We start from the raw sequence: 26,231 nt of genomic DNA on the forward strand, positions 1-26,231 counted from the left end.
CCTAGAGAGAAGTATGGGGCGAATTATAGCGGGTTCGCTTTTGGCCCGAATATCGTCCGAATGGACGAGGCGCAAAAATCGCTGTGTTTCACGTGAAACACGCCGCATTTTTCCAACAGACCGGCCGCCGATCAGCCGGATTTGCGGGTCAAGCCAAGGTAGCTGTCGATCACGCGAGGGTTCTGCGCCAGTTCGGCTGCCGGCCCGTCGAGCACGAATTCGCCAGTTTCGAGCACATAGCCGTGGTCGGAAATCTGCAGCGCCGCCCGCGCATTCTGCTCGATCAACAGGATGGCGACACCCGTTTCACGCAGCGCACTGACGATGTGGAAGATCTCTTTCACGATCAGCGGCGCCAGCCCGAGGCTCGGTTCGTCGAGCATCAACAGATCGGGCTTGCCCATCAGCGCGCGGCCCAGCGCGAGCATCTGCCGCTCGCCGCCGGACAGCGTGCCGGCCGCTTGCCTGCGCCGCTCCTTCAAGCGCGGGAACAGCGCGAACACCGGATCGAGCTGGTCGAGATAGTGCGCCTCGCCTGCCTGCTTGCGGCGGTACGCACCCAGCACGAGGTTGTCTTCGACCGTCATCGATCCGAACAGCTCGCGCTTTTCCGGCACCAGGCACATACCGCGCACGACGCGCTGTTCCACCGGCAAGGCCGCCACCGTTTCACCGCGATAACGCACTGCGCCGCTGGCCCGCCCGGTAGCCGGCAACGCGCCCATGATCGCGTTCAACAGCGTCGACTTCCCTGCCCCGTTCGGGCCGATCACGCTGACGATCTGCCCCGGTGCGACGCGGATCGACGCGCCGTGCAGCGCCTCGACCTTGCCGTAACGCACCGACAAGCCGTCGACTTCGAGGATCGCCGCCATCATTCCACCCCGCCGAGATAGGCTTCGAGCACGGCCGGATCGCGCCTGACTTCGTCCGGCGGCCCCTCCGCGATGCGTGCGCCGAACTCCATGACGACGAGTCGATCGGCCAGATTCATCACGAAATCCATGTCGTGCTCAACCAGCAACACGCTGATGCCCTCGTCGCGCAGCCTGTGCAGCAGCTCGGCCAATTGCTGCTTTTCCCGATAACGCAGCCCGGCCGCCGGCTCGTCGAGCAGCAGCAACGTCGGATCGCAGCATAGCGCGCGGGCAATTTCGACGATCCGTTGCTGCCCCAGCGCCAGGCTGCCCGCCTCGTCATGCATCTGTGCGCCCAGGCCCACGCGCTGCAATTGCGTGGCCGCTTCAGCCAGCAACCGTGCTTCCTCACGCGCATTGAGCCGCGCGACGCTGCGCCAGACACCGGCCGAGCCGCGCAAGTGCGCGCCAATCGCGACGTTCTCCAGCACCGTCATACCAGGCACCAGCTTCACATGCTGGAAGGTGCGGCCGATCCCGCGCCGAACGATTTCACGTGAAACCATCAAATCGATCCGCTCGCCACGGAAGCGGATGGCGCCGCCCGTCGCTCGCGACACGCCCGTGACGAGGTTGAACGTGGTGGATTTACCCGCGCCGTTCGGGCCGATCAGGCCGACGATCTGTCCCGCTTTGACCTCGAAGCTGATGTCGTTGACGGCGACCAGCCCGCCGAACGTCTTGGTCACCCGCGCCACTTCCAGCAGCGATTCGCCGGCCACGGGCCGCGCACGACGCGGCAACGGCTCGGCCGATTCCGGCACCCTCGCCTGCGGGCCGTGCGACGGAAAGCGTCCGATCCAGCGCCGTGCGAGAAACGGCCAGACGCCGTCGCGCGCCGTCTGCAACAGCACCACCATCAGCACGCCGAACACGATGATCTCGAAGTTGCCGTCCTGGCCAAGCAGCTTCGGCAGCAGCGATTGCAGCCAGTCCTGCAGGATCGTGAGGATGGATGCGCCAAGCACCGCACCCCAGACATGCGCGGCCCCGCCCACTACCGCCATGAACAGGAACTCGATGCCGTGATTGAGCCCGAACGGGGTCGGATTCACGGATCGCTGCAAGTGCGCGTAGAGAAAGCCCGACACGGCTGCCAGCACGGCCGCATAGACGAAGATCGTCACGCGCAGCCACGCCGTGTTCACACCCATCGCCTCGGCCATCGCGGCGCTGCCGCGCAGCGCGCGGATCGCCCGGCCGGGCCGGCTGTCCAGCAGATTGCGCACCGACACGATGGCCGCCAGCACCACGAGCCAGATCAGGTAATAGAAGCTGCGGCCGGTGTCGAACGTGAAGCCCGGCACGTGCAGCGCCGGGATGCCGTTGATGCCGTCGTACTTGCCGAGCCACGCCAGATTGCCGAACAGATAAAACAGCGCAAGGCCCCAGGCGATCGTGCCGAGCGGCAGGAAATGCCCGGACAGCCGCATCGTCACGGCGCCGAGCACCAGCGCGACGAGCGCGGTCAGCACCACGCCGGCCACCAGACCGAGCCACGGCGAGAGGCCGCAGGCGGTGCTCAGATAGGCCGTGGCGTACGCACCGATGCCGACGAACGCGGCTTGTCCGAAGCTCGTCATGCCACCAATGCCGGTCAGCAGCACCAGGCCGATCGCGACGATCGCATCGAGGCCAATCGTGTTCAGCAGCGTGATCCAGAACTCGGGAATCCGCAGCGCGCCGGGCAGCACCGGCAACGCGAACAGCACGACCGCGAACGCCGCGAACAGGCGATGGCGAAGCCGCATCTTCATCGCGTCAGCCCTCCTCGTCGTCGTTCTGCGGCGACGCGAGGCTGCGCCAGAGCAGCACCGGGATGATCAGCGTGAACACGATCACCTCCTTGTACGCGCTGGCCCAGAACGACGCATACGATTCGAGCAGGCCCACCAGCACGGCGCCGGCCGCAGCAAGCGGGTAACCGACCAGCCCGCCGATGATCGCGCCGACGAACCCCTTCAGCCCGATCAGGAAACCCGAGTCGTAATAGATCGTCGTCAGCGGCCCGACCAGAATGCCGGACAGCACGCCAAGCGCCGACGACAGCGTGAACGCGAGCCGCCCCGCCTGCGTCGTGCCGATCCCGACCAACTGCGCGCCGAGCCGATTCACCGAGGTCGCACGCAGCGCCTTGCCCGCGATCGTCCGGCCGAAGTACAACGCCAGCGCGGCGATCATCGCCAGCGCCGTGACGATCACCACCACGCTCTGCATCGAGATCGTCTGCGCGCCGAGCGCGATCTGTGCATCGGAGAACGCCGCCGTGCGCGAGCCTTCCGCGCCGAACATCACGAGGCCCAGCCCGACCATCGCGAAGTGCACGGCCACCGACACGATCAGCAGCACGAGCGTGCTGGCCTCGGCGATCGGCTGATAAGCGAGCCGGTAGACGAACGGCCCCATCGGCACGACGATCGCCAGCGTCAACGCGATCTGGGCCAGCATCGGCAACGCGGTGTTCGCCGTCGCATGCGCCACGGCGAACACCGCGACAGGCATCAGCACGCAGCGGCCGGCCAGCGTCGTCAACGTGCGGCCAAGCGCGTGGCGGTGTTCGCGATGCCGGAGCAACGCCGCCACGTCGAGCACGAAGCTGGCGATGCCGAGCACGACGAGCAGCCAGCAGGTCGCGGGCACCTTCTGCGCCTGCAACGCCGCCAGCGTCAGCGCGCCATAGGCCACGAACTCGCCTTGCGGGATGAAGATCACGCGCGTCACGGAAAACACCAGAACCAGCGCCAGCGCGAGCAGCGCATAGATCGCACCGGTCGTGATGCCGTCCTGCGCGAGAATCAGCGCAATCGAAAGATCCATGCGATCGAATCCGGTTGGGTCGGGAAGCGGAGATCGAAACGGTGGCAGAAGCGGCGGCAAAAGCGGTGGCAGAAGCGGCCACGAAAGCGGAGGCAAACGCGGGCGGCGCCCGCCAGGCAAGGCAAGCGCCGCGATGTTTCACATGAAACATCGCGGCCGGCGGCCAATCAATCGGCCTGCAGCTTCCACCTGCCGTCGACGATCTGCACCATCACGCGGGCGCGGGCATCGAAGCCGTTGTGATCGGACGGCGACGTGTTGAACACGCCGTGCGACGCCGGCAGGTTGCGGAGGTTTTCGAGCGCCGTGCGCAACGCTTCGCGGAATGCGGGCGTGCCCGGCTTGCCGGCCTTCAGCGCTTCGGGAATCGCCCGCTGCAACATCAGCCCGGCGTCCCACATATGGCCGCCGAAGGTCGACAGCGAGCCTGCGCCATACGCCGTCTCATAGGCCGCCTTGTAGGCCAGCGCGGGCGTCTTCACGGGGTTGGAATCGGGCAACTGGTCGGCCACCAGCACCGGGCCGGCCGGCAGCAATTCGCCGTCGCAATCCTTGCCGCAGACGCGCAGGAAATCGTTGTTGGCCACGCCGTGCGTTTGATAGACCTTGCCCGCGTAGCCGCGCTCCTTGAGCGTCCTGGCCGGCAACGCGGCCGGCGTGCCGGCCCCGGCGATCAGCACCGCGTCGGGCCGCGTGGCGAGCAGCTTGAGCACCTGCCCCGTCACGGATGTGTCCGGGCGGTTGTAGCGCTCGTTGGCGACGATCCGGATGCCGTTCGCGGCGGCGGCCGCCGTGAACACGTTCGACCAGCCGTCGCCGTACGCATCGGCGAAACCGATGAAGCCGACCGTCTTCACGCCGTGCTTGGCCATGTAGCTCGCGATCGCGTCGGCCATCAGCCGGTCGTTCTGCGGCGTCTTGAACACCCACGCGCGCTTGGCATCCATCGGGGAAATGATCTGCGCACTGGCGGCCAGCGAGATCATCGGCGTGCGGCCCTGCGCGGCCACGTCGATCATGGCCAGCGAGTTCGGCGTGATCGTCGAGCCGACGACCGCGTCGACACGATCCTCGTCGATCAGCTTGCGGGTGTTCTGCACGGCGCGGCTCGAATCCGATGCGTCGTCGAGCACGATGTAGCTGATGGTTTGGCCGCCGATCGTTTTCGGCAGCAGCGAAACCGTATTCTTCTCGGGGATGCCGAGCGACGCGCCCGGCCCCGTGGCCGACACCGACACGCCCACCTTCACCTGCGCCGCCGCGGCCGTCACGCCGCAGGCCAGGCTCGCCGCCAGCATCGCTCGCGTCCATCGCTTGATCGTCATGCCCTGTCTCCCCACGTTGTTCGTTGTCGTCGATATCGTCGTGGCGGCCACCGGCCGGCCGATCGCCCGTTGCGCATGCAATAAAAAGGCGCGCCTCGAAGCACGCGTCCTGTTCGAGCGATTGACCGATCGCCGCGGCCGCGGCGCCGGCCGGTGCTGGGAAACGTCCGCCGCCCTTGCAACGGCAGCGGCTACTTCCGCCGACAGGCTGCTTAAAAGGCCCGCCACGCCCCTCGCCGTGCGCATCCAAGGTCAGGGCCTTGGACGCGCCACCCGCGGCCCGGCAAACACACGCAACCGCTCCGGCGATTGATCCCGAGCACCCTGCCCACCCGGCGCGGAACGAGCCCTGATCGGCCCATGAGCGCGCCCGCGAATCGCGCGGCGTCACCGCGCCGAATGCTTGGCGAAAGCGAGTGTAGCGGGCGCCACGAGCGCGCGACAAACCGGGTAAACGGCAAGACACCGAAACCGGAGAACGATGGAAATTCAGGGAAAACGAAACAGGAAGGGATGCGGAAAAACCGGATGCGCGAACCGCCGCGCCAAATGAAAAAGCGCTGTTGGATTCCGTCCAACAGCGCTTTGGGGCCGGGCACTTTGTGCCTCGATTGTCTCCTCGTTCTCCACCTGCAAAATCTGTGTTCGCGGTGCATCAGAACTGGAACGAAGATTAAACAAGCGTGGAATTACGAGCAACCTAGCATTTACCCCTATGGTGCATCGCCGCACGGAAATTGGGCACAATTCCCGGCAACGAGGCGTCCATTTGACGGGCGTTCGCGGCCGTTTCACGCTGCGTACACCCTGCGCCGGCCAGCGCTTTGACGCTGCGCATCACGACGTGCCGAGCGGCTTCACGCGCGCCACGATCTCGCCCACGATGCCGCGCCGGAACGCCAGCACGCAGGCAATGAAGATCAGGCCGGTGACGATCGAGGTCGATTCGCCGAGCGAGCGGAACCAGTCGACGCCCGTGACCGACGCGAGCCCACTGCCGATATCGCCGAGCCGCTCCTCCAGCGCGACGATCAGCGCCGCGCCCAGCAACGGGCCGAACAGCGTGCCCATGCCACCCACCAGCGTCATCAGGATCACGAGGCCGGACATCGTCCAGTAGGCGTCGCCGAGCGTCTCGAAGCCGAGCACCACCACCTTCAGCGCGCCGGCCAGCCCGGCCAGCGCTGCCGACAGCACGAACGCCAGCAGCTTGAAGCGATCGGTGTCGTAGCCGAGCGAGATCGCGCGCGGCTCGTTCTCCTTGATCGCCACCAGCACCTGGCCGAACGGCGAATGGACGATCCGCACGATGCCCATCGCCGCGAGCGCCACCACCACCAGCACCACGTAGTAGAGCGTCAGGTCCTGCGACAGATCGAGCAGGCCGAACAGCCGGCCGCGCGCGACGCCCTGCAGGCCGTCCTCGCCGTGCGTGAACGGCGCCTGCAGGTAGACGAAGTAGATCATCTGCGCGAACGCCAGCGTGATCATCGCGAAATAGATGCCCTGCCGACGGATCGCGAACAGGCCCACCACCAGCCCCACCAGCGTGGCCGCCGCGGTGCCGGCCGCCACGCCCAGCTCGGGCGTGAAGCCGAGCGTCTGGATCGTGTAGCCGGTCAGGTAGCCGGCCGTGGCAAGGAACATCGCATGGCCGAACGACAGCAGCCCGGTATAGCCGATCAGCAGGTTGAAGGCGGCCGCGAACAGCGCGAAGCACATCACCTTCATGACGAACAGCGGATAGACGCCGACGAACGGCGCGCACGCGAGGCCGGCCAGCAGCAGGCCATAAAGCACTTTTCTCTGCATCATCTTTCCTTGCCGAACAGGCCCGCCGGGCGGACCAGCAGCACCAGCGCCATGATCACGAACACCACGGTGGCCGATGCCTCGGGATAGAACACGCGCGTGAAGCCCTCGATCACGCCGAGCAGCAGGCCCGTCACGATCGAACCGAGGATCGAGCCCATCCCGCCGATCACCACCACGGCGAACACGGTGATGATCATCGGCTGCCCCATCAATGGCGACACCTGAATCACGGGCGCGGCGAGCACGCCCGCGAACGCGGCCAGCGCCACGCCGAAGCCATAGGTGAGCGTGATCATGCGCGGCACGTTCACCCCGAACGCCTCGACCAGCTTCGGGTTCTCGGTGCCGGCGCGCAGGTAGGCGCCCAGGCGCGTCTTCTCGATCACGAACCAGGTGACGAGGCACACCGTCAGCGACGCCACCACCACCCAGGCGCGGTAGTTCGGCAGGTACATGAAGCCGAGATCGGTCGCGCCGGTCAGCAACGCGGGCACGTCGTAGGGCTGGCCCGACGCGCCGTAGATCGAGCGGAACACGCCCTCGATCACCAGCGTCAGGCCGAACGTCAGCAGCAGGCCGTACAGGTGATCGAGCCGGTAGAGCCAGCGCAGCATGGTCTTTTCGATCAGGATCCCGAACAAGCCGACGATCAGCGGCGCGATCGCCAGCATCGCCCAGTACGGCAGGCCGAAATAGTTGAGCCCCATCCACGCGAGCATCGCGCCCAGCATGAACAGCGCGCCGTGCGCGAAATTGATCACGTTGAGCAGCCCGAAGATCACCGCGAGCCCAAGGCTCAGGATCGCGTAGAACGAGCCGTTGACGAGGCCGAGCAGCAACTGGCTCAGCATCGCCGACAACGGAATGCCAAAGATGTTCATCGAATCTGCCGTCTGTTAAGGGTGCGCGACACATGCGCCGCCGGCTCACCGTGGTGGCCGGCGGCGCACGCGCATCACCGGACGCTGCGAACGAGCCGGCTCACTTCCACAACGCGCAGCGCGATTCCTGCTTGGTGCCGTAGGCCTGATCGCCCGGGATCGTCGCGAGGATCTTGTAGTAGTCCCAAGGTTCCTTCGATTCCGACGGCTTCTTCACTTCCATCAGGTACATGTCGTGGATCATGCTGCCGTCCTGGCGCACGTAGCCCTTCGCGTAGAAGTCGTCGATCTTGGTTTTCTTCAGTTGCGCCATGACCTTGTCGGCGTCGGTCGAGCCCACCGCCTGCACGGCCTTCAGATAGGTCGTCACCGACGAATAATCGGCGGCCTGCAGGCTCGACGGCATCTTCTTGGTCTTCGCGAAATAGCGCTGCGCCCACTTGCGCGAGGCGTCGTCGCGGTTCCAGTACCAGCTGTCGGTCAGCACCAGGCCCTGCGTGGTGTCGAGGCCGAGGCTATGGATGTCGTCGATGAACACCAGCAGCGCGGCGATCTTCATGCTCTTGGTGATGCCGAACTCCTTGGCGGCCTTGATCGCGTTGACGGTGTCGCCGCCCGCGTTGGCCAGGCCGAGGATCTGCGCCTTCGAGGCCTGCGCCTGCAACAGGAACGACGAGAAATCCGACGCCGAGAGCGGATGGCGCACCGCGCCGAGCACCTGCCCGCCGTTGGCCTTGACCACGTCCGAGGTGTTTTTCTCGAGCGCCTTGCCGAACGCGTAATCGGCGGTCAGGAAGAACCAGGTCTTGCCGCCCTGCTTCGTGACGGCCGAGCCGGTGCCCTTGGCCAGCGCCATCGTGTCGTAGGCGTAGTGCACCGTGTACGGCGTGCACTGTTCGTTGGTCAGCGTGTCGGCGCCGGCGCCGATGTTGATGTACACGCGCTTCTTCTCGGCCGCGACCGAATTCATCGACAGCGCCGTGGCCGAATTCGTGCCGCCCACCAGCAGGTCCAGGCCGTCACGATCCATCCACTCGCGCGCCTTCGAGGCAGCGATGTCGGCCTTGTTCTGGTGATCCGCATACACCAGCTCGATCGGCTTGCCGTTCACCTTGCCGCCGAAATCCGCGATCGCCATGCGGATCGCTTCGAGCCCGCCCTGCCCGTCGATATCGGCGTACAGCCCGGACAAATCGGTGATGAAGCCGATCTTCACGGCATCGGCCGCGTGCGCCGGGCCGGAGGCGGCCGCGGCGGCGAACGCGGTGACGAGACAGGCGCGCGCGAGGGTGCTCAGTTTCATTGACGTCTCCTGGTGTGATGCACTTGTGGTTATGGAGCGCGCCGCCGCCGCGCGTGGCGGCCGCGGCGCGCCCGGCACGTCAGACGCCGAGCAGCGCGTGCAGCGCGGGCATCTTGTCGTCGAGTTGCGCCGCCTCGACATGCTCGACGATGCGGCCGTGCTCCATCACGTAGAAGCGGTCGGCGAGCGGCGCGGCAAAGCGGAAGTTCTGTTCGACCATCACGATCGTGTAGCCGCGCGCCTTCAGCGCGACGATCATGCGCGCGAGCGTCTGCACGATCACGGGCGCGAGGCCCTCGGAAATCTCGTCGAGCAGCAGCAGGTTCGCGCCGGTGCGCAGGATGCGCGCCACCGCCAGCATCTGCTGCTCGCCGCCCGACAGCCGCGTACCCTGGCTGTGCCGGCGCGTCGCCAGGTTCGGAAACAATGCGTAGATTTCGTCGAGCGACATCGCGTTCTCGCGCGGCCCGACCGCCGGCGGCAGCAGCAGGTTCTCCTCGCACGACAGGCTCGAGAAAATGCCGCGCTCTTCCGGGCAATAGCCCACGCCGCCGTGCGCGATGCGGTGCGTGGGCAGCGCGATGGTTTCGCGGCCCGCGATCCGGATCGAGCCGCGCCGCCGGCCCGTCAGGCCCATGATGGCGCGCAGCGTGGTGGTGCGGCCCGCGCCGTTGCGGCCCAGCAGCGTGACCACCTCGCCGCGCCCGACCGTCATCTCCACGCCGTGCAGGATGTGCGATTCGCCGTACCAGGCTTCGAGATCGTGGATCGCCAGCGCCGGCGCGGCCTGCGCGTCGGCCACCTTCAGCGACGCGTCGAACGCCGCGGCCGCGCCGTGCATCGAGCCGGCCAGCGCCGGTTCCCGCCGTTCGCCCGCGCTCATCCGTGCGCTCCCGTCAGCCCGGCGTCGGCGCTGCCCATGTAGGCCTCGATCACCAGCGGATTCTTCGATACTTCGGCGTACGTACCTTCGGCCAGCACCTCGCCGCGTTGCAGGACGGTGATGGTGTCGGAGATGCCGGCGATCACGTTCATGTTGTGCTCGACCATCAGGATCGTGCGCCCGGCCGAGACTTTCTTGATCAGCGCCGTGACGCGATCGACGTCCTCGTGGCCCATGCCCTGGGTCGGCTCGTCGAGCAGCATCAGTTCGGGCTCCATCGCGAGCGTGGTGGCGATCTCGAGCGCGCGCTTGCGGCCGTACGCCAGCTCGACGGTGCGCACATGCGCGAAATCGGTCAGGCCGACCTGGGTCAGCAGATCCATCGCACGGTCGTCGAGGCGGCGCAGCGAACGCGCGCTGCGCCAGAAATGGAACTCGCTGCCGAGCGTGCGCTGCAGGCCGACGCGCACGTTCTGCAACGCCGTCAGATGCGGGAACACCGCCGAGATCTGGAACGAGCGAATGATGCCGCGCCGCGCGATCTGCGAGGGCCGCTCACGCGTGATGTCGAGGCCGTTATAGACGATCTGCCCTGACGTGGGCTTGAGGAACTTGGTGAGGAGATTGAAGCAGGTGGTCTTGCCCGCGCCGTTCGGGCCGATCAGCGCATGGATCGAGCCGCGCCGCACGCGCAGGTTGACGCCGCCCACCGCGGTGAAGCCGCGGAATTCCTTGGTCAGCCCGCGCGTCTCGAGAATCGTGTCGCCGAGAATCATGTCCGCTTCCGTCCGATATGACGCGAAACACCGCAAAAATCTCGCGCGAGCCACTGCGCCGCCGCGTGCCGATGCGACCTGCCCCCGAGCCAGGCGCGGGCATCCGGCAGCGACGCGCGTGCGTCGGCACGCATGCCTGCTGCGCAGCATTGTCGCGCCGTTGGTGCAGTGCATTCATCGGGATTTGCACTAAGAGATCGCATTGCGCGCGGGCGCGCCGGTTGCGATGGCGCGCCGCGGCATTGCCGGAAACCTCGATTGCGGGACGGATTGTGGTGCGCTATCGCGAGCGTGGTCGGCGGTCGGCGGTCGGCGGTCGGCGGTCGGCGGTCGGCGGTCGGCGGTCGGCAGTCGGCAGTCGGCAGTCGGCAGTCGGCAGTCGGCAGTCGGCAGTCGGCAGTCGGCAGTCGGCAGTCGCGACAGCGTCGATCAGATGGCAGTGGCGGCGGTCACCGTCGGCGGCACCGGCGCGATCACGGTCTCGACCGCCCCGCCCGCGCGCCGGTCCGCGCGGATCATGTCGCTCGCGCGCTCGGCGATCATCAGCGTCGGCGAATTGGTGTTGCCCGACGTGATCAGCGGCATCACCGATGCATCGACGATCCGCAACCCCGCCACGCCGCGCACGCGCAGGCGGCTGTCGACCACGGCCTGCGGATCGTCGGCGCGGCCCATCCGGCAGGTGCCGACCGGATGGAAGATCGTCGTGCCCACCGCGCCGGCCGCCTCGGCCAGTTCGGCCTCGGTTTGATAGCGCGTGCCCGGCAGCACTTCCTCGGGCCGGTAGCGCGCGAGCGCGGGCGCGGCCGCGATGCGACGCGTGAGGCGCAGCGCGTTGGCGGCCACGCGCCGGTCCTCGTCGGTCGACAGGTAGTTCGGTGCGATGGCGGGCGCCGCGAACGCGTCGGGCGACGCGATGTGGATGCTGCCGCGCGAGGTCGGCCGCAGGTTGCAGACCGACGCGGTGAACGCGTCGTAGCGGTGCAGCGGCTCGCCGAAACGCTCGAGCGACAGCGGCTGCACGTGATATTCGAGATCGGCGCGCGCCATCGACGGATCGGAGCGCGTGAACACGCCGAGCTGCGACGGCGCCATCGCCATCGGCCCGCTTTGCCGCAGCAGGTATTCCGCGCCGATCGCGAGCTTGCCCCACCAGTGCGCCGACAAGGTATTCAGCGTGCGCACGCCCGACACGCGAAACGCGCTGCGCAATTGCAAGTGATCCTGAAGATTCTCGCCGACGCCGGGCAGGTCGCGCTGCACCGCGATGCCGAGCGCGCGCAGGCGCTGCGCGTCGCCGATGCCGGACAGCTCCAGCAGCGCCGGCGAATTGACCGCGCCCGACGCGACGATCACCTCGGCGCGCGCGTTCGCGACGAACGCCTGGCCGCCGCCGCGATATTCGACGCCGCGGCACCGCGCGCCCTCGAACACGAGCCGCTCGGCCTGCGCGCCGGTGATGATCGTGAGGTTCGAGCGCGACAGCGCGGGCCGCAGGAACGCCTTCGACGCATTCCAGCGCACGCCGCGTTTCTGGTTCACCTCGAAATAGCCGACGCCGGTGTTGTCGCCGCGGTTGAAATCGTCGGTGGCCGGCACGCCGGTTTGCTGCGCGGCCTGCGAGAACGCCTCGAGGATCTCCCAGCGCAGCCGCTGCTTCTCGACGCGCCACAAGCCGCCCGCGCCGTGCATGTCGCTCGCGCCGCCGTGGTGATCCTCGCTGCGCCGGAACACCGGCAGCACGGAATCCCAGGCCCAGCCCGCGTCGCCCGTCAGGCGCGCCCAATCGTCGTAATCCTCGCGCTGGCCGCGCATGTAGATCATGCCGTTGATCGACGACGAGCCGCCCAGCACCCGCCCGCGCGGATACGACAGCGCGCGGCCGTTGAGGCCGGCTTCCGGTTGCGTTTTATAGAGCCAGTCGGTGCGCGGATTGCCGATGCAGTAGAGATAGCCGACCGGGATATGGATCCAGTGGTAATCGTCCTTGCCGCCCGCTTCGAGCAGCAGCACCGACACGTCGGGATCCTCGCTGAGGCGGTTCGCCAGCACGCAGCCTGCCGTGCCCGCGCCGACGATCACGTAATCGAATTCGCCTTCGAGCGTGCGGGGGGATGTCACGATCTGTCTCCTTTCGTTTTTGGCGCTGCGCGGGCAGCTTGCCGGCAGCGAATGCATCGAAGCGTACCCGCGCCCCGCGATCCGAATCCAATGAGTTATGCTGAACAGCTTTATAAGCATCGCTAATATCGCTCGATGGATCTGATCCTGCTCCGTGCGTTCGCCACGGTGGCGCGCGAAGGCAACCTGACGCGCGCGGCCGCACGCCTGTGCCTGACGCAGCCCGCCGTCAGCCTGCAGATCAAGCATCTGCAGCAGACGCTCGGCGTGGTGCTGTTCACGCGCACCTCGCGCGGGCTCGTGCTGACGCGCGACGGCCAGGCGCTGCTGCCGCACGCGGAGCGCGCGCTGTCGGCCGCCAGCGACGTGCAACGCGCGGCCAGCGCGCTGCGTCAGGAAGTGCGCGGCCGGCTGCGGATCGGCACCGTGCTCGATCCCGAATTCCTGCGTCTGGGCGGCTTTCTGCGGCAGCTCGTCGAAACCTATCCGCAGATCGAAACCGAGCTGCGCCACGGCATGTCGGGCTGGGTGCGCGAGGCCGTGCGGGCGCGCGAGCTCGACGTCGGCTATTCGATCGGCCGCCCCGACGACGACGATCCGCTCGACGGCGTGCTGTTCCACACGCTCACGCTGACGCGCTACCAGTACCGCGTGATGGCGCCGGCCGGCTGGAAGGAGCGCGTGCAGCGCGCCCGCGACTGGCGCGCGCTGGCCGCGCTGCCGTGGATCTGGACGCCGCCCTCGTCGGCCCATCACCGCCTGCTGTCGCGCCGCTTCGCCGAGGCCGGCGTGCAACCGGTGAAGGTGGCCGAGGTCGATCAGGAACCGTCGATGCTGGATCTCGTGAAATCGGGCGTGGGCTTGTCGCTGGTGCGCGATTCGATCGCGCTGCGCGAGGCGCACGCGCACGCGCTGGTGATCGTCGAGCCGGTCAGCGTGCCGACCGAGCTGACGTTCATGACGCGCGCCGACCGGCGCGAGGAACCGGTGATCGCCGCGGCGCTGCGGCTCGTCGAGCAACAATGGGCCGGATAGCGCCAAAGCCCCGCCAGGCAAGGCGGTGTATTCGAAATTCCGGGAATTTCCTCACCTTTAAACGGTGAGCACAATGAATGAAAAATCCTCACCTTCCGGATTTTTCCTCACCTTTCGCGGTAACCGTTTTCCTGGCCTTTCGGCCAGCGTCACGCCACGGACTCCGACTTTTTGCTAGATTCTTCCTCCCAACCCAAGCGATTCGATCGCCCAGAACGAGGAGAACTGCATGGCACGCAATATCGAGATCAAGGCCCGCGTCAGCGACTTTGACGCCCTGCGCGACAAGGCGGCATCGCTCGCCACCGAAGCTCCGCTGTTCTACCGTCAACAGGATTTCTTCTACGACGTGCCGCGCGGCCGGCTCAAGCTGCGCCGCTTCGACGACAACACCCCGCCCGAGCTGATCTTCTACCAGCGCGACGACCGCGACGGCCCGAAGGTGTCGTACTACACGCGCAGCCCGGTCACGAACCCCGAAGCGATGCACGCGCTGCTGGCCACCGCGCTGACCACGCGCGGCATCGTCAGCAAGGAGCGTCACGTCTATCTGGTCGGCCGCACGCGCATCCATCTGGATCGCGTCGACGGGCTCGGCGATTTCATCGAGCTGGAAGTGCTGCTGGCCGAGGACGACGAGGAAGCCGGCGGCGAGGCCGAGGCGCACGAGCTGTTCGCCAAGCTCGGCGTGCCGGCCGAGGCGCTGGTGGCGGTGGCCTATGTGGACCTGCTGGCCGCGCCGGCGGCGGAAGCGGCCTGAACCCGGCAACCAAGCGTCAGCAACAGCCGGGCGGGCGCGCTCCGCCCGGCGTCGCGATCCGGCGCGCCCCGCTCAGGCGGGCGCCGCGCCCGGCTCCAGATGCGACAGCGGCAGCGGCCCGTTGCGCTTGAAGGTGGTCAGCACGATGTTCGAGCGCACGCTGTCCACGCCCGGCACGCGCATCAGCTTCTTCATCACGAACGACGACAGCGCGTTCAGGTCCGGCGCCACGATCCGCAGCAGATAATCGGCATCGCCCACCACCGCGTGGCATTCGAGCACCTCGGCCAGCACGTCGATCTGCTGCTGGAACTGCTCGATGATCGAATCGCCGTGATGCTTGAGCTTCAGGCTCGTGAACGCGGTCACGCCAAGCCCGAGCCGCTCGGGGCGCAGCACCACGCGATAGCCGTCGATCACGCCGGCCGATTCGAGCCGCTGCAGGCGGCGGCCGATCTGCGACGGCGACAGCGGCACCTGCTCGCCGAGCTGCTGGTGCGTGGCGCGGCCGAAGCGCTGCAGCACGTCGAGCAGCGCCAGATCGAAGTGATCGAGTTCCAACATGAAAATTCTCCGCGTGAATTGTGATTTTGATGCGCGATTATCGCATTAATCGGCAATTCCACGTCGAGATTGCGCCCTTCCCGCGCGTTGTCCGCTCTACACTGGCATTCATCGTCACCGATCGAACAGAGAGCCAGTCATGTCCACCGTCGTCACCGCGAAGCTGCAGGAGCAGTTCGACGCGGGTCTCGAAACCCGCGCCGATTTCACGATCGATCAGCCGCTCGACCGCTACGGCCGGGTGGATCACGCGGTGTGGGCGGAACTCTATGCGCGCCAGACGGCGCTGCTCGAAGGCCGCGCGGCCGACGCGTTCGTGGCCGGCATGAAGCGCCTGACGCTGCCGGCCGATCGCGTGCCGTCGTTCGCGGACGTGAACCGTCAACTGAAGCCGGCCACCGGCTGGGAAATCGTCGCGGTGCCGGGCCTCGTGCCGAGCGACGTGTTCTTCACGCATCTGGCGAACCGCCGGTTTCCCGTGACCTGGTGGATGCGCCGCCCCGATCAGCTCGATTACCTCGAGGAACCGGATTGCTTCCACGATCTGTTCGGCCACGTGCCGCTGCTGATCGATCCGGTGTTCGCCGACTACATGCACGCGTACGGCCAGGCCGCGCTGGCCGTGATCGACGATCCGGAGGCGCTCGCGCTGCTCGGCCGGCTCTACTGGTACACCGTGGAATTCGGGCTGATCCGCAGCCAGGACGACCCGGATACGCTGCGGATCTACGGCGCCGGCATCGTGTCGAGCCGCGGCGAATCGGTCTACAGCCTCGAAAGCGCGGCGCCGAACCGGATCGGCTTCGATCTCGATCGCGTGATGCGCACCGCCTACCGCATCGACACGTTCCAGAAGACCTACTTCGTGATCGACGATTTCGCGCAGTTGTTCGCGCTGGCCAAGGTCGATGCGCGCGCGCTGGCGCGCCGCCTGGCCGAGCTCGGCGAGCACCCGGCCGGCGCGGTGCTCGAGGGCGACCGCGTGTTCCATCGCGGCACCGGCGAAGGCTGGGCCGAGGACGCCGACGCAAGCGATCGCGTCGCGGCCTGACGCGCGATCAAATCCCGCATCGCGCAAATATGGAAGAATGTCCGGATCGGCGCGCCGCCTGCTGCGGGCGCGCCCCATCCGCAAGCGAGGCCATCGAATGATTCACAAGCTCACATCGGACGAACGCAAGACGCAACTCGCCACGCTGCCCCACTGGTCGGCCGTTCCGGGCCGCGACGCGATCCAGCGCAGCCTGCGCTTCGCCGATTTCAACGCGGCGTTCGGCTTCATGACGCGCGTCGCGATCAAGGCGCAGGAAATGAATCACCACCCCGAGTGGTTCAACGTCTACAACCGGGTCGACATCACACTGTCCACGCACGATGCCGACGGCCTGACCGAACGCGACATCGCGCTCGCCCGCTTCATCGATCAGGCCGGCAGCGGCGCCCAGCTCGGTTGATCGGGAGCCCGAACGTTCGCGCCGAACCCGACACCTGGCCGACAGACACCTGACATCCTCAAGACAAGCTGCAAGGCGCACCGCGCGAGCGTCATACTGATAGGGTTCCGACGTTCCGCATCCGTCATACGAACCGCCGGATCGCAGCGTGCAAAAACGGAACGCGCGTCAACGCCGAAGCGTGGACGCGCGTTGCTTGATTCAGAAAGATTGCGCGAAGCCGCGCCGGCTGTCAGTTTTCCAGGCCGCTCGTGAGGCGCGTGTAAGACTCCCAGGCACGACGTGCGATGGGGTCCAAACCTTCCAGTTTCAGTGCGCTTTGCCGCTGTACAATCAGCAACGCATACGGCTTGGAAAGCGCGCTCGCTTCTTCGCACAATCTGAGTTCGTCGCCGCTGGACGGCGAACGGGCGCGCCAGAAATTGATCGCGGCTTCGAGTTCGTAGATCGAGATGTCGGACATAGTTGGAATTTCGTTCGCTAGCCGCCTTGCTGTCGTCGGCCACGCGACATGCTGTTGGAAACGGCGTCGTGCTGTCCCAGCCAACCCATTGTACTTGAGCGAATCCCATGCGACTCCTCCTCATCGAAGACGACCGCCCCATCGCACGCGGCATCCAGAGCAGCCTCGAACAATCCGGCTTCACGGTCGACATGGTTCACGACGGCATTTTCGCCGAGCAGGCGCTCGCGCAGAATCGCCATGAGCTGGTGATCCTCGACCTGGGCCTGCCCGGCATCGACGGCATGACGCTGCTCTCGCGCTTCCGTCAGACCAATCGCCACACGCCGGTGATCGTGCTGACCGCCCGCGACGAACTGAACGACCGCGTGCAGGGCCTGAATTCGGGCGCCGACGACTACATGCTCAAGCCGTTCGAGCCGGCCGAACTCGAGGCGCGCATCCGCGCCGTGATGCGCCGCAGCGGCCCGCACAGCGACATGCCGCGTCCGGAAGTCTCGCTCGGCGGCGTGCGCCTGTCGGGCGTCGATCGCCGCATCTTCAACGACGACAAGCCGCTCGAACTGTCGCCGCGCGAATTCGCCGTGCTCGAAATGCTGCTGCTGCGCCACGGCCGCGTGGTCAGCAAGGCCCAGTTGCAGGATCACCTGACGCACTTCGGCGGCGATCTCGGCGACACCGCGATTGAAGTCTACGTGCACCGCGTGCGCAAGAAGCTCGAACAGTGCCGCGTGGAAATCGTCACGGTGCGCGGCTTCGGCTACCTGCTGCAGGAAATCCGCCAGCCGGCGAGCGTCTGACGCCCGCCCCGCCTCCGGGCGCGCAGGCGGCATGCCCGCCGCGTTCCCGCCGGCACGCTTGCGAACACCGCGCCCGGCCCGCTCGCCGGGCGCTTCCTTTTGACGGTTGACCGACGCGATGTCCACTGACCCGGCCGCTTCCAGCCTGCGCCGCTCGCTGCTGCGCCGCCTTGCCGCCCCGCTGTCGATGCTGGCGCTGATGAGCGGCCTGATCGCCTACTGGCTCGCCTGGCAATACACGCAGCACGTGATCGACCGCTCGCTGGCCGATCTCGCCACCGCCATCTCCAAGCAGATCCAGATCGCCGGGCCGGACGCGCCGTTCACGGTGCCGCCGCTCGCGCAGGCGATGTTCTCCGATCCGGCCGAGCAGCTGATCTACCGCATCAGCGACGGCGAGCACGAACTGGCCGGCGATTCGCGCCTGCCGCTGCAGGGCACCAGCGTGCGCCGGATGCACTACGCCTACGTGTTCGAGGCCGATTACGAGGGCCAGGCCGTGCGCGTGGCCCAGGTGCGCGTCGAGCAGACCGACAACGGCAATCCGATGATCGTCGAGGTCGCGCAGCCGGTGCGGCACCGCTATCAGATCGCCGCCGAGTTCCTGGTGGCGATCATGATGCCGCTGTTGTTGCTGCTGCTGGCCGGCTGGGGGATCGTCTGGCGCGTCGTGAACCAGCAGCTCGGGCCGCTCACGCATCTGGCCGATTCGCTGAACCGGCAGACGCACACGTCGCTCGAACCGGTCGACGAAACCGAGGTGCCGCTCGAAATCCGGCCGCTGACGAGCGCCATGAACGCGCTGCTCGGCCGCCTGAAAACCGCGCTCGACGCGCAGCGCAAGTTCATCGCCGACGCCGCGCACCAGTTGCGCACGCCGCTGACGGCCGTGAAGCTGCACGCCGAACAGGCCGCCGTCGCGCGCGATCCGCAACAGACGCTGACGGCCGTGCACGAGCTGCGCGCCGCGGCCGATCGCGCGGTGCGGCTGTCGAATCAGTTGCTGTCGCTGGCGCGCGCCGAGCCGGGCGAACAGGCGGCCCGCTTTGTCGACGTGGATCTGGCCGCGCTGGCGTTCGAAACCGGCGCCGAATGGGTGCCGCGCGCGCTGGCCGCGCACGTCGATCTCGGCTTCCAGACCTGCGACGACAGCGCCGCCGCTCGGGATGGCCAATCGATCCACGCCAACGGCGACGACGTGGACGCCGACGATCTGCCACCCGACGAATTCGACCTGGCCAACGTGGAACCGCTCGTGGTGCGCGGCAACCCGGTGCTGCTGCGCGAGGTGATCGCGAACCTGCTCGACAACGCACTGAAGTACGTGCCGCTGGCGCGCCCCGACGGCGCGCGGATCACCGTGAACGCCTCGCAGGTCACGCTGCCGAACGGGCGCCTGGCCGGCGAGATCGTGGTGGAAGACAACGGCTCGGGCGTGCCGCAAGGCCAGCAGGCGGACCTGTTCAAGCGCTTCTTCCGCGGCGATGCGCAGAGCGGCAACGGCGTGGAAACGGGCGCGGGCCTCGGCCTCGCGATCGTCTACGACATCATCGCGATGCACGACGGCGACGTGCTGTACGCCGATGCGCCGGAAGGCGGCTCGCGCTTCATCGTGCGGATCCCGCTGGCGAGCAAGCCGGTGGCGGCCCCGGCCACCGATCCGCAGCACGGCTGAACCGCCGAATCGGCGAAGCGTCCCGCAAAATGCAAGACGGCGCTTCGCGCGCCGTCTTTTGCTGCCTGCCGCCGGTGATCCCGGCGCTTACTTCTTCTTGCCCTTCTCCTTGCGCTCGGCCTTGGCTTCCTTCTCGGCCTTGGCCTTCTTCGATTTCTTCTTTTTCTTCTTGTCCGATTCGTCGTTGACGGCCAGCAGCGTGCCGCGGCACGTGCTTGCGCCGCAATGGCACGCGTACTCGCGCTTCAGTTCCTTGGTCAGCTTCTCGTCGATCACGAGGCCGTAGTCGTAAAACAGCTCCTCGCCGGCTTCGAGGTCGCGCAGCGCGCGGATATGCACGCGGCCGGCGGTTTCCTCGGCTTCGCAGTTCGGCGCGCACGAGTGGTTGATCCAGCGCGCGCTGTTGCCGTCGACCTTGCCGTCGATCACGTCGCCGCCCTCGAGCGCGAAGTAGAACGTGTGATTCGGATCGCTCGGATCGTGCGGATGACGGCGCAGCGCCTCCTTCCAGGAGATCCGCTCGCCCTTGTACTCGACCACGCGCTCGCCCGTCTTGATCGGCGCGGCCGCGAATACGCCCTTGCCGTGAACGCCGGAACGGCGCACGACGATCCTGCGTGAACTCATCGATGAATCCTTGTGAAGACGATGGATGACGCGAAGGCGGCGGCAAGCCGGCCGCCGTCCGCATGCGGCGCGCGATCTGCGTCGCGCGCGCGGAGACGTCGAAGCGACGCGCCCGCGACGGGCCAACCGCATGCTACACGTTCGGGCTTGCTTCGTTCAACCGATCATGCGCGAACGGCATGGATCGGCGCGAATCGACACGGCAACGGGCGGCTTGTCGCGTCGATCCGGCTTCATGGCTCGCAGCGCGTGCGAGCGCGCGGCAGGCGTCAGCGCTGGCCGAACGACACGTCGCCGAACAACGCCTTCTGCTCGCGCGGTTGCGAGCGCCAGTATTGCGGCGGCGCCGTGACGCTGGCGCCGAGTTCGGCGGCCGCGTGCCACGGCCAGCGCGGGTCGTAGAGCATCGCGCGGGCCAGCGCGACGAAATCGGCATCGCCGTCGGCCACGATCTTCTCGGCCTGCGCGGCTTCGGTGATCAGGCCGACCGCGAACACGGGCAGATCGGCCGCATGACGCACGGCGCGCGCGAACGGCACCTGGTAGCCCGCCGACAGCGGAATCTTCTGCAGCGGCGAGACGCCGCCCGACGACACGTCGATCCAGTCGCAGCCGCGCGCCTTCAGCGCCTTCGCGAATTCGATGGTTTCGTCGAGCGTCCAGCCGCCCTCCACCCAGTCGGTGGCCGACACGCGCACGCCCACGGGCCGGTCGGCCGGGAACGCGGCGCGCACGATGTCGAAGATCTCCAGCGGAAAGCGCATGCGGTTTTCGAGCGAGCCGCCGTATTCGTCGTCGCGCCGGTTGGCCAGCGGCGACAGGAACTGGTGCAGCAGATAGCCGTGCGCGGCATGCACTTCGAGCGCGTCGACGCCGAGCCGCGCAGCACGCTTGGCGGTGGCCTCGAACGCACGGCGCACGCGATTCAGCGCCGCGGTGTCGAGCGCCAGCGGCGGCGTCTCGCCATCCTTGTGCGGCACGGCGGACGGCGCGTGCGGCAGCCAGCCGCCGTCGGCCACCTCGATCAACTGGCCGCCTTCCCACGGCGCCTGGCTCGATGCCTTGCGGCCCGCGTGGCCGATCTGCATCGCCACGCGGATCGGCGAATGCCGGCGAATCGCGGCCAGCAGCGGTTCGTAGGCAGCCTCGGTGGCGTCGTCCCACAAGCCCAGATCGCCCGGCGTGATGCGGCCGTCCGGCTCGACGGCCACCACTTCGGTGCACAGCATCGACGCGCCCGACAGCGCGAGGCTGCCGAGGTGAATCGTGTGCCAGGCCGTCGGCTCGCCGCGTTCGGCCGAGTACTGGCACATCGGCGACACGACGATACGGTTCGGCAACGTGATGCCGCGCAAGGTGAAGGGAGAAAACAGGACGCTCATCGCAGGCTGGCTCGCAACGGGGGGACGGAAGCGAACGAGGTTAGCACGCAGCGCACAAGGCTGCTGACGCCGCTCCGGGCGGCTTGCCGGGGCTCTGCCCTGCCGAACCGCTGGCGAAGCCGTCAGCGGCTCGCTCAAGCGAAATAAAGCAAAACGGCACGCGCTGGCGTGCCGTTTCGTGGAGGATGCCGCAGGCTGGGGATCAGAGCCCGACCGAGCCGAGCCATTCCGAGAACATGCGCGCCGCGGCCGGTTCGAGCACCGGGCCGTGCAGCGCCGTGGCCGAACGCAACTGCTTCGCGTCGACGCCGGGCGCCGAACCGATTTCGCTGGCATGGCCGATCAGCCAGGCTTCGAAGGTTTCGGTCGAGACTTCCGGGTGGCATTGCAGCGCGAGGACATGCTGCCCCCACGAGAACGCCTGGTGCGCGCAATCGGGCGTGGCGGCCAGGTGGATCGCGCCGGGCGGCAGATCGAACGTGTCGCCGTGCCAATGCAGCATCGAGGTGTGCGCACCGGACAGATGCCGCAGCGGCGACGCCTCGCCGGCCGCCGTCAACGCGAGCGGCGTCCAGCCGATTTCCTTCGCCTTGCCCGGATACACGCGCGCGCCGAGCGCCCGTGCGATCAATTGCGCGCCGAGACAGATGCCGAGCGTCGGCAGCCCGGCATCGATACGCTGGCGGATCAGTTCGACGAGCGGCGCGGTGGTGGGATACAGATCGTCGTCGTAGGCGCTGATCGGGCCGCCGAGCACGACGAGCAACGACGGCTCGCAAGCGTCGAGCACCTCGACGCGCGAGGTGCCGACATCGACATAACGGACGCGCCGGCCGCGTGCGCCGAGCACGCGCTCGAAGCTGCCGAGATCCTCGAAGTGGACGTGGCGGATCGCTACGACTTCTGCATTCATCAAACCGGGCTCCGTCTGGCGCGCCACGCGCGGCGCCTTGTTACAGCTGCGCGAATATCTTCCAGGTCTTCTTCTGCGTCAGTGCGTCCGCTTCTTCATGAACGGAGCAGTCGAGACGCAGATCGCTGTCGGCCATCGTCAGATTCAGCAGCGCGCAGCGGTAGCTTGCCTTGCGGCCGGCCTTGGCCGGCTCGAAGTGCTTGCAGGTCACGCACATGCGGTGTTGCGGCGCCTGGCCGGCCACCTGCAGTTCGCGCATCACCTTCAGCAGCGCGCGGTACAGCGCGCCTTGCTCGTCGCCGCCCAGAACGCCGACTGCCTTCGAGAGGAAGTCGGGCCATTGCAGCGCCTTCTTGGCCGCGGTGCGGCCACGGGCGCTGAGGCGAACGGCGAGTGCGCGGCCGTCGTCGAGCGCACGGCGCTTTTCGACGAGACCCTTGGTTTCGAGCGTGCTGACCGCATCGCTGGTGGTGGCCGCGGTCAACTGGGTTTCCCGGGCGATCTCGCCGAGACGCATCGGGCCCTTGCGCTGCAGCAGCAGCACGAGGATTTCGCCCTGCGTCGGCGTCAGACCCGCGCCTTCCGCCCAATTCCATGCTTCGCTCCGCATGGCCGTACTCAATCGCAACAGGCTGTGGGTCACACGACCCGCTGCCTCGTTCCCGTAAACGCCTTCGCTCATAGTCTTTTCGCTGTTGCCGGCCTCGGTTCGAACCGATGGCCTTTGTGGGGAGATCCGTGTCCGGGTCTGTCATCGAGCATCGAGATGCAGTGTCCGGAACGGCGCACCGATGCCCGTTCACCATGACTGATACGCCACGAACCGGCCTGCCAACGCAGTGCTATCCGGCACCGTCGTTCGCAAAGCCGACATTCTAAGCGAGAGCAGAAAATCGCACAGCTAAGTTATCCAAATAAGTCTGTGGATAAATCCGGGATAACTAAACGATCCGCCTGTGCCATTAAGAACGACTCTCATGTGCACGCACGCAACTGCTTTCAATCGACAAACAGGCAAGCACGGCAGGAGAGCGAAACGATCGTGCGCGGGACGCGCAGAGCCTTGAGTTTGCTGGGAAAGCGCCGGTTATCCACAAGCGCCCGGGGGAAATTGATTCAGACTACTACATTTGTCCGGCCGGCCCGAAAGCCGGTCGGACTTTCTGCCGCAGATACCGGCGGCGGAAATAGTCTTTTTCATTCACGCCAGCGCAAACATTGCTGACGCACCGTTTCGTTCAGCGATTTTTCCTGTTTGAAGACCGTGCGCAGCCACGATGCGTCGTTGACGCGCGCCTTCGCGAGCGCGCCGATTTCGTCGAGCGCGGCGCGCGAGCCGAGCGCGGCCGCATGCGGCGCGAGACGGTCGAGCGTATCGAGAATGTCTTCGGCAATGGTGCGGCGCTCGCCCGTTTGCGGATTCACGCAGGTGCCGTCCAGGCCGAAGCGGCACGCCTCGAAGCGGTTGAACGTGTAGACCAGGTAATCGTCCTCCGACAGCTTCAGCGGCTTGTCGAGCAGCAGGTAGCGCGCCAGCGTCTGGATGTAGCAGGCGATCGCCGCGGCGCGATCGACCGACAGCGGCGTGTCCATCACACGCACCTCGATCGTGCCGAAGCCGGGCTTCGGCCGGATATCCCAGTAGAAATCCTTCATGCTGTTGACCACGCCCGTGTTGACCATCTTCGAGAAGTATTCCTCGAAGCCGTCCCAGGTCAGCGTGTACGGCGCGCGGCCCGACATCGGAAACGCGAACACCGAATTCAGGCGTGCAGAATGAAATCCGGTGTCCACGTTCTGCACGTACGGCGACGACGCCGACAACGCGATGAAGTGCGGGATGTAGCGCGACATCGAATGCAGCAGGAACAGCGCGCTGTCGGCATCGGGGCAGCCGATGTGCACGTGCTGGCCGAACACCGTGAACTGCTTGGCCAGATAGCCGTACAACTCGGACAGATACTGGAAGCGCGGCGCGTCGTAGATCTGCCGGTCGCTCCATTGCTGGAACGTGTGCGTGCCGCCGCCGGCGAGGCCCACGTTGAGCTGATCGGCCGCCTTCACGAGCACGTCGCGAATCGTGCGCAGTTCGTCGAGCGCCTGATCGTGCGAATGGCAGATGCCGGTCGACAGCTCGATCATGCTTTCGGTGATTTCCGGCGTGATCGCGCCGGGATGCGGTTCGTGCTCGACGAGGCGCATCAGGTCCGATGCCGCCTTCGTCAGATCGTAGTTGTGCGTGTTGACGACCTGGATTTCCAGCTCGACGCCGAACGTGAACGGCTCGGAATTGTTGAAGGTTTCGAGTGCCATGACGACTTCCGGATAACGGGTTGGGTGCCGCCGCGGCGCGGGCCCCGGCGGCGCCGATCAGCTTGCGTCGCGCCGTTCGCCCACCGCCGACAGGCTGCGATAGACGAAGGCCGGACCGACAAGCTGCAGCAGCACGATCGAACACATCACGACCGCGCGCAGATGCGGATCGAAGTTCGGATACATCTGATAGGTGTCGTCGACGAGCAGGTAGGCCAGCGCCGACATCGGCGCGAGCGACAGGCCCAGCGCCACGCCCTGCTTCACGTTGATGCCGCTCTTCCTGGCGAACGCCACCACGCCGATCAGCTTGGCGACGATGCGCGTGGCGATCAGCACCAGCGCGATCAGCCCGCCGGTGGCGAGGTCGTGCCAGGTGAATGAGGTCAGCGTCAGCACGAACAGAATGACGGTCAGCAACCAGCCGGCCGTGCCGAAATGCTCGGGCCAGAGTTGCGGACGCGCTTCGAGATTCTTCACGACGATGCCGGCCAGCAGCAGCGTCAGCACGGTCGACAGCTTGAGCGCCTGGGCGATCGCGATCGCCAGGACCACCAGGCCGAACAGCGCGACGAACGAATGCTCGTCGCGCATGGCCGGCGCGATGTGACGGAACAGGTAATTGCAGGCGCGCGCGAGCAGGTACGCGAGGAGCATCGAGCCGGCGATCAGATACAACGGCTGCAGGATCGTCGCGAACACGTTGCCGTATTCCTCCTGGTGCAGCCAGCTTGTCAGCAATTTCGTCAGAACCACCGAATACACGCTGTTGAGCGCGGTCAGCGTCAGCAGACGCTGCGAGACCTGCCCTTCCGCGCGCAGTTCGGTCTTCAATTGAATGGCCATGGCGGGCGACGTCGCCACGGCGATCGCCGCCAGCACGATCGACACCATCGCCGGCACGTTCAGCACGAGCAGCACCGTGAGCACCAACGCGAACGTCAACGTGGCTTCGGCCACGCTGGTGGCGATCAGCCAGGGGTTGCGGCGGATCCAGCGCAGATCGAGCCGGCTGCCGAGTTCGAACAGCAGCAGGCCGAGCGCGACGTTGATCAGGAGGCGCGCGGTGTCGCTGGTGCTGGCGTCGATCGCACCAAATCCGGCCGAGCCGGCGATCAGGCCGATCACGGCATAGCCGGTGACGCGCGGCAAGCGCCAGGCGCGGTAGCAGAGTTCGCCGCACAGGCCCGCAGCGAACAGCGCGATGCCGGCCCAGAACACGGCGTCGGGTACGAGCGGCCAATTCGGTAGAAACGAGAATGCCGACTTCATCGAGGTGAACTCTCCTATACGAAGGCAACCGGCTGCGACGCTGGGTCGAGCGTGTCGAACGAAATGGCGCGCTGGCTTGGCTGGTTGCCCCGTTGTTGTTGTGTGCTGGATCAGGGCGTCAGGACACGGGATTTC

25 protein-coding genes are annotated in these 26,231 nt (G+C 66.9%); 7 read left to right on the forward strand and 18 right to left on the reverse strand.

The genetic code is table 11. The features are described from left to right. Nucleotides 1-131: 131 nt before the first annotated feature. From G3N92_RS01590 to G3N92_RS01605, 4 genes are all read right to left on the reverse strand, one after another. Entirely contained in the window at nucleotides 132-878 is a 747-nt protein-coding gene (locus tag G3N92_RS01590; RefSeq protein ID WP_206125692.1) for an ABC transporter ATP-binding protein, read from the reverse strand. Next, a complete protein-coding gene (locus G3N92_RS01595; RefSeq protein ID WP_206125693.1) occupies nucleotides 875-2,674 on the reverse strand; it encodes a branched-chain amino acid ABC transporter ATP-binding protein/permease in 1,800 nt (599 codons plus the stop codon). The genes G3N92_RS01590 and G3N92_RS01595 overlap by 4 nt, the downstream gene beginning before the upstream one ends. 4 nt (nucleotides 2,675-2,678) lie before the next feature. Beyond that, the gene (locus tag G3N92_RS01600; protein WP_206125694.1) at nucleotides 2,679-3,734 is read right to left on the reverse strand and encodes a branched-chain amino acid ABC transporter permease; all 1,056 of its coding nucleotides are present in this window, start codon (nucleotides 3,732-3,734) and stop codon (nucleotides 2,679-2,681) included. A 167-nt stretch (nucleotides 3,735-3,901) separates the two neighbouring features. Next, complete coding sequence (locus G3N92_RS01605; protein ID WP_241014512.1) at nucleotides 3,902-5,032, reverse strand: ABC transporter substrate-binding protein; 1,131 nt, start codon at nucleotides 5,030-5,032, stop codon at nucleotides 3,902-3,904. A gap of 16 nt (nucleotides 5,033-5,048) precedes the next feature. Here G3N92_RS01605 and G3N92_RS01610 point away from each other — a divergent pair, with 16 nt between their 5' ends. Further along, on the forward strand, nucleotides 5,049-5,372 hold the full coding sequence (locus tag G3N92_RS01610) for a hypothetical protein (protein ID WP_206125696.1): 324 nt from the start codon (nucleotides 5,049-5,051) through the stop codon (nucleotides 5,370-5,372). Nucleotides 5,373-5,896: 524 nt separating this feature from the next. On the opposite strand, the gene G3N92_RS01615 is transcribed toward G3N92_RS01610, so the two are convergent. The 6 genes from G3N92_RS01615 to G3N92_RS01640 all read right to left on the reverse strand — a co-directional run bounded on the left by G3N92_RS01615 (nucleotide 5,897) and on the right by G3N92_RS01640 (nucleotide 12,838). Next, complete coding sequence (locus tag G3N92_RS01615) at nucleotides 5,897-6,871, reverse strand: branched-chain amino acid ABC transporter permease (RefSeq protein ID WP_206125728.1); 975 nt, start codon at nucleotides 6,869-6,871, stop codon at nucleotides 5,897-5,899. Then, complete coding sequence (locus tag G3N92_RS01620; protein ID WP_206125697.1) at nucleotides 6,871-7,755, reverse strand: branched-chain amino acid ABC transporter permease; 885 nt, start codon at nucleotides 7,753-7,755, stop codon at nucleotides 6,871-6,873. Before G3N92_RS01620 ends, G3N92_RS01615 begins: the two co-directional genes overlap by 1 nt. 100 nt (nucleotides 7,756-7,855) lie before the next feature. Continuing rightward, nucleotides 7,856-9,058: an ABC transporter substrate-binding protein gene (locus G3N92_RS01625; RefSeq protein WP_206125698.1), complete on the reverse strand. Its 1,203-nt coding sequence runs from the start codon at nucleotides 9,056-9,058 to the stop codon at nucleotides 7,856-7,858. A gap of 79 nt (nucleotides 9,059-9,137) precedes the next feature. Beyond that, nucleotides 9,138-9,899, reverse strand: a complete 762-nt coding sequence (locus G3N92_RS01630; protein ID WP_241014513.1) for an ABC transporter ATP-binding protein — start codon at nucleotides 9,897-9,899, stop codon at nucleotides 9,138-9,140. A gap of 38 nt (nucleotides 9,900-9,937) precedes the next feature. Beyond that, the gene (locus G3N92_RS01635) at nucleotides 9,938-10,717 is read right to left on the reverse strand and encodes an ABC transporter ATP-binding protein (RefSeq protein ID WP_206125700.1); all 780 of its coding nucleotides are present in this window, start codon (nucleotides 10,715-10,717) and stop codon (nucleotides 9,938-9,940) included. 429 nt (nucleotides 10,718-11,146) lie between these two features. Then, entirely contained in the window at nucleotides 11,147-12,838 is a 1,692-nt protein-coding gene (locus tag G3N92_RS01640) for a GMC family oxidoreductase N-terminal domain-containing protein (RefSeq protein ID WP_206125701.1), read from the reverse strand. Between the two features lie 135 nt (nucleotides 12,839-12,973). Here G3N92_RS01640 and G3N92_RS01645 point away from each other — a divergent pair, with 135 nt between their 5' ends. Together G3N92_RS01645 and G3N92_RS01650 are read left to right on the forward strand one after the other, a co-directional pair. Continuing rightward, nucleotides 12,974-13,873, forward strand: a complete 900-nt coding sequence (locus tag G3N92_RS01645; RefSeq protein ID WP_206125702.1) for a LysR family transcriptional regulator — start codon at nucleotides 12,974-12,976, stop codon at nucleotides 13,871-13,873. 229 nt (nucleotides 13,874-14,102) lie between these two features. Further along, nucleotides 14,103-14,633: a class IV adenylate cyclase gene (locus tag G3N92_RS01650; RefSeq protein ID WP_206125703.1), complete on the forward strand. Its 531-nt coding sequence runs from the start codon at nucleotides 14,103-14,105 to the stop codon at nucleotides 14,631-14,633. Between the two features lie 72 nt (nucleotides 14,634-14,705). Here G3N92_RS01650 and G3N92_RS01655 read toward each other — a convergent pair whose 3' ends face one another. Then, nucleotides 14,706-15,197, reverse strand: a complete 492-nt coding sequence (locus G3N92_RS01655; protein WP_206125704.1) for an Lrp/AsnC family transcriptional regulator — start codon at nucleotides 15,195-15,197, stop codon at nucleotides 14,706-14,708. 139 nt (nucleotides 15,198-15,336) lie between these two features. Here G3N92_RS01655 and phhA point away from each other — a divergent pair, with 139 nt between their 5' ends. After that, nucleotides 15,337-16,248 (forward strand): phenylalanine 4-monooxygenase, encoded by a 912-nt coding sequence (gene phhA, locus G3N92_RS01660; protein WP_241014506.1) that lies wholly within the window; start codon nucleotides 15,337-15,339, stop codon nucleotides 16,246-16,248. A 37-nt stretch (nucleotides 16,249-16,285) separates the two neighbouring features. Next, on the forward strand, nucleotides 16,286-16,651 hold the full coding sequence (locus G3N92_RS01665) for a 4a-hydroxytetrahydrobiopterin dehydratase (protein WP_206125705.1): 366 nt from the start codon (nucleotides 16,286-16,288) through the stop codon (nucleotides 16,649-16,651). Between the two features lie 232 nt (nucleotides 16,652-16,883). Here G3N92_RS01665 and G3N92_RS01670 read toward each other — a convergent pair whose 3' ends face one another. Continuing rightward, nucleotides 16,884-17,114, reverse strand: a complete 231-nt coding sequence (locus G3N92_RS01670; protein ID WP_206125706.1) for a DUF3717 domain-containing protein — start codon at nucleotides 17,112-17,114, stop codon at nucleotides 16,884-16,886. A gap of 107 nt (nucleotides 17,115-17,221) precedes the next feature. Here G3N92_RS01670 and G3N92_RS01675 point away from each other — a divergent pair, with 107 nt between their 5' ends. Together G3N92_RS01675 and G3N92_RS01680 are read left to right on the forward strand one after the other, a co-directional pair. Further along, the gene (locus G3N92_RS01675) at nucleotides 17,222-17,914 is read left to right on the forward strand and encodes a response regulator transcription factor (protein ID WP_206125707.1); all 693 of its coding nucleotides are present in this window, start codon (nucleotides 17,222-17,224) and stop codon (nucleotides 17,912-17,914) included. Between the two features lie 118 nt (nucleotides 17,915-18,032). Beyond that, complete coding sequence (locus G3N92_RS01680; RefSeq protein ID WP_206125708.1) at nucleotides 18,033-19,589, forward strand: sensor histidine kinase; 1,557 nt, start codon at nucleotides 18,033-18,035, stop codon at nucleotides 19,587-19,589. Nucleotides 19,590-19,676: 87 nt separating this feature from the next. Here the strand turns inward: G3N92_RS01680 and G3N92_RS01685 are convergent, their stop codons facing one another. The 6 genes from G3N92_RS01685 to G3N92_RS01710 all read right to left on the reverse strand — a co-directional run bounded on the left by G3N92_RS01685 (nucleotide 19,677) and on the right by G3N92_RS01710 (nucleotide 26,096). Beyond that, nucleotides 19,677-20,216: an SET domain-containing protein-lysine N-methyltransferase gene (locus G3N92_RS01685; RefSeq protein WP_206125709.1), complete on the reverse strand. Its 540-nt coding sequence runs from the start codon at nucleotides 20,214-20,216 to the stop codon at nucleotides 19,677-19,679. Between the two features lie 269 nt (nucleotides 20,217-20,485). Then, nucleotides 20,486-21,598 carry an NADH:flavin oxidoreductase/NADH oxidase gene (locus tag G3N92_RS01690; protein ID WP_206125710.1) on the reverse strand — a complete coding sequence of 371 codons (1,113 nt, stop codon included), beginning with the start codon at nucleotides 21,596-21,598 and terminating at the stop codon, nucleotides 20,486-20,488. Nucleotides 21,599-21,800: 202 nt separating this feature from the next. Further along, a complete protein-coding gene (locus G3N92_RS01695) occupies nucleotides 21,801-22,511 on the reverse strand; it encodes a glutamine amidotransferase (RefSeq protein ID WP_206125711.1) in 711 nt (236 codons plus the stop codon). A gap of 40 nt (nucleotides 22,512-22,551) precedes the next feature. After that, nucleotides 22,552-23,193 (reverse strand): MarR family winged helix-turn-helix transcriptional regulator, encoded by a 642-nt coding sequence (locus G3N92_RS01700; RefSeq protein WP_206125712.1) that lies wholly within the window; start codon nucleotides 23,191-23,193, stop codon nucleotides 22,552-22,554. A gap of 515 nt (nucleotides 23,194-23,708) precedes the next feature. After that, complete coding sequence (locus G3N92_RS01705) at nucleotides 23,709-24,824, reverse strand: YbdK family carboxylate-amine ligase (protein WP_206125713.1); 1,116 nt, start codon at nucleotides 24,822-24,824, stop codon at nucleotides 23,709-23,711. A gap of 57 nt (nucleotides 24,825-24,881) precedes the next feature. After that, nucleotides 24,882-26,096 (reverse strand): cation:proton antiporter, encoded by a 1,215-nt coding sequence (locus tag G3N92_RS01710; RefSeq protein WP_206125714.1) that lies wholly within the window; start codon nucleotides 26,094-26,096, stop codon nucleotides 24,882-24,884. Nucleotides 26,097-26,231: the final 135 nt, after the last annotated feature.

This window comes from Burkholderia sp. Ac-20379, assembly GCF_017104645.1.
In the GTDB taxonomy this organism is placed as follows: Bacteria; Pseudomonadota; Gammaproteobacteria; order Burkholderiales; family Burkholderiaceae; genus Burkholderia.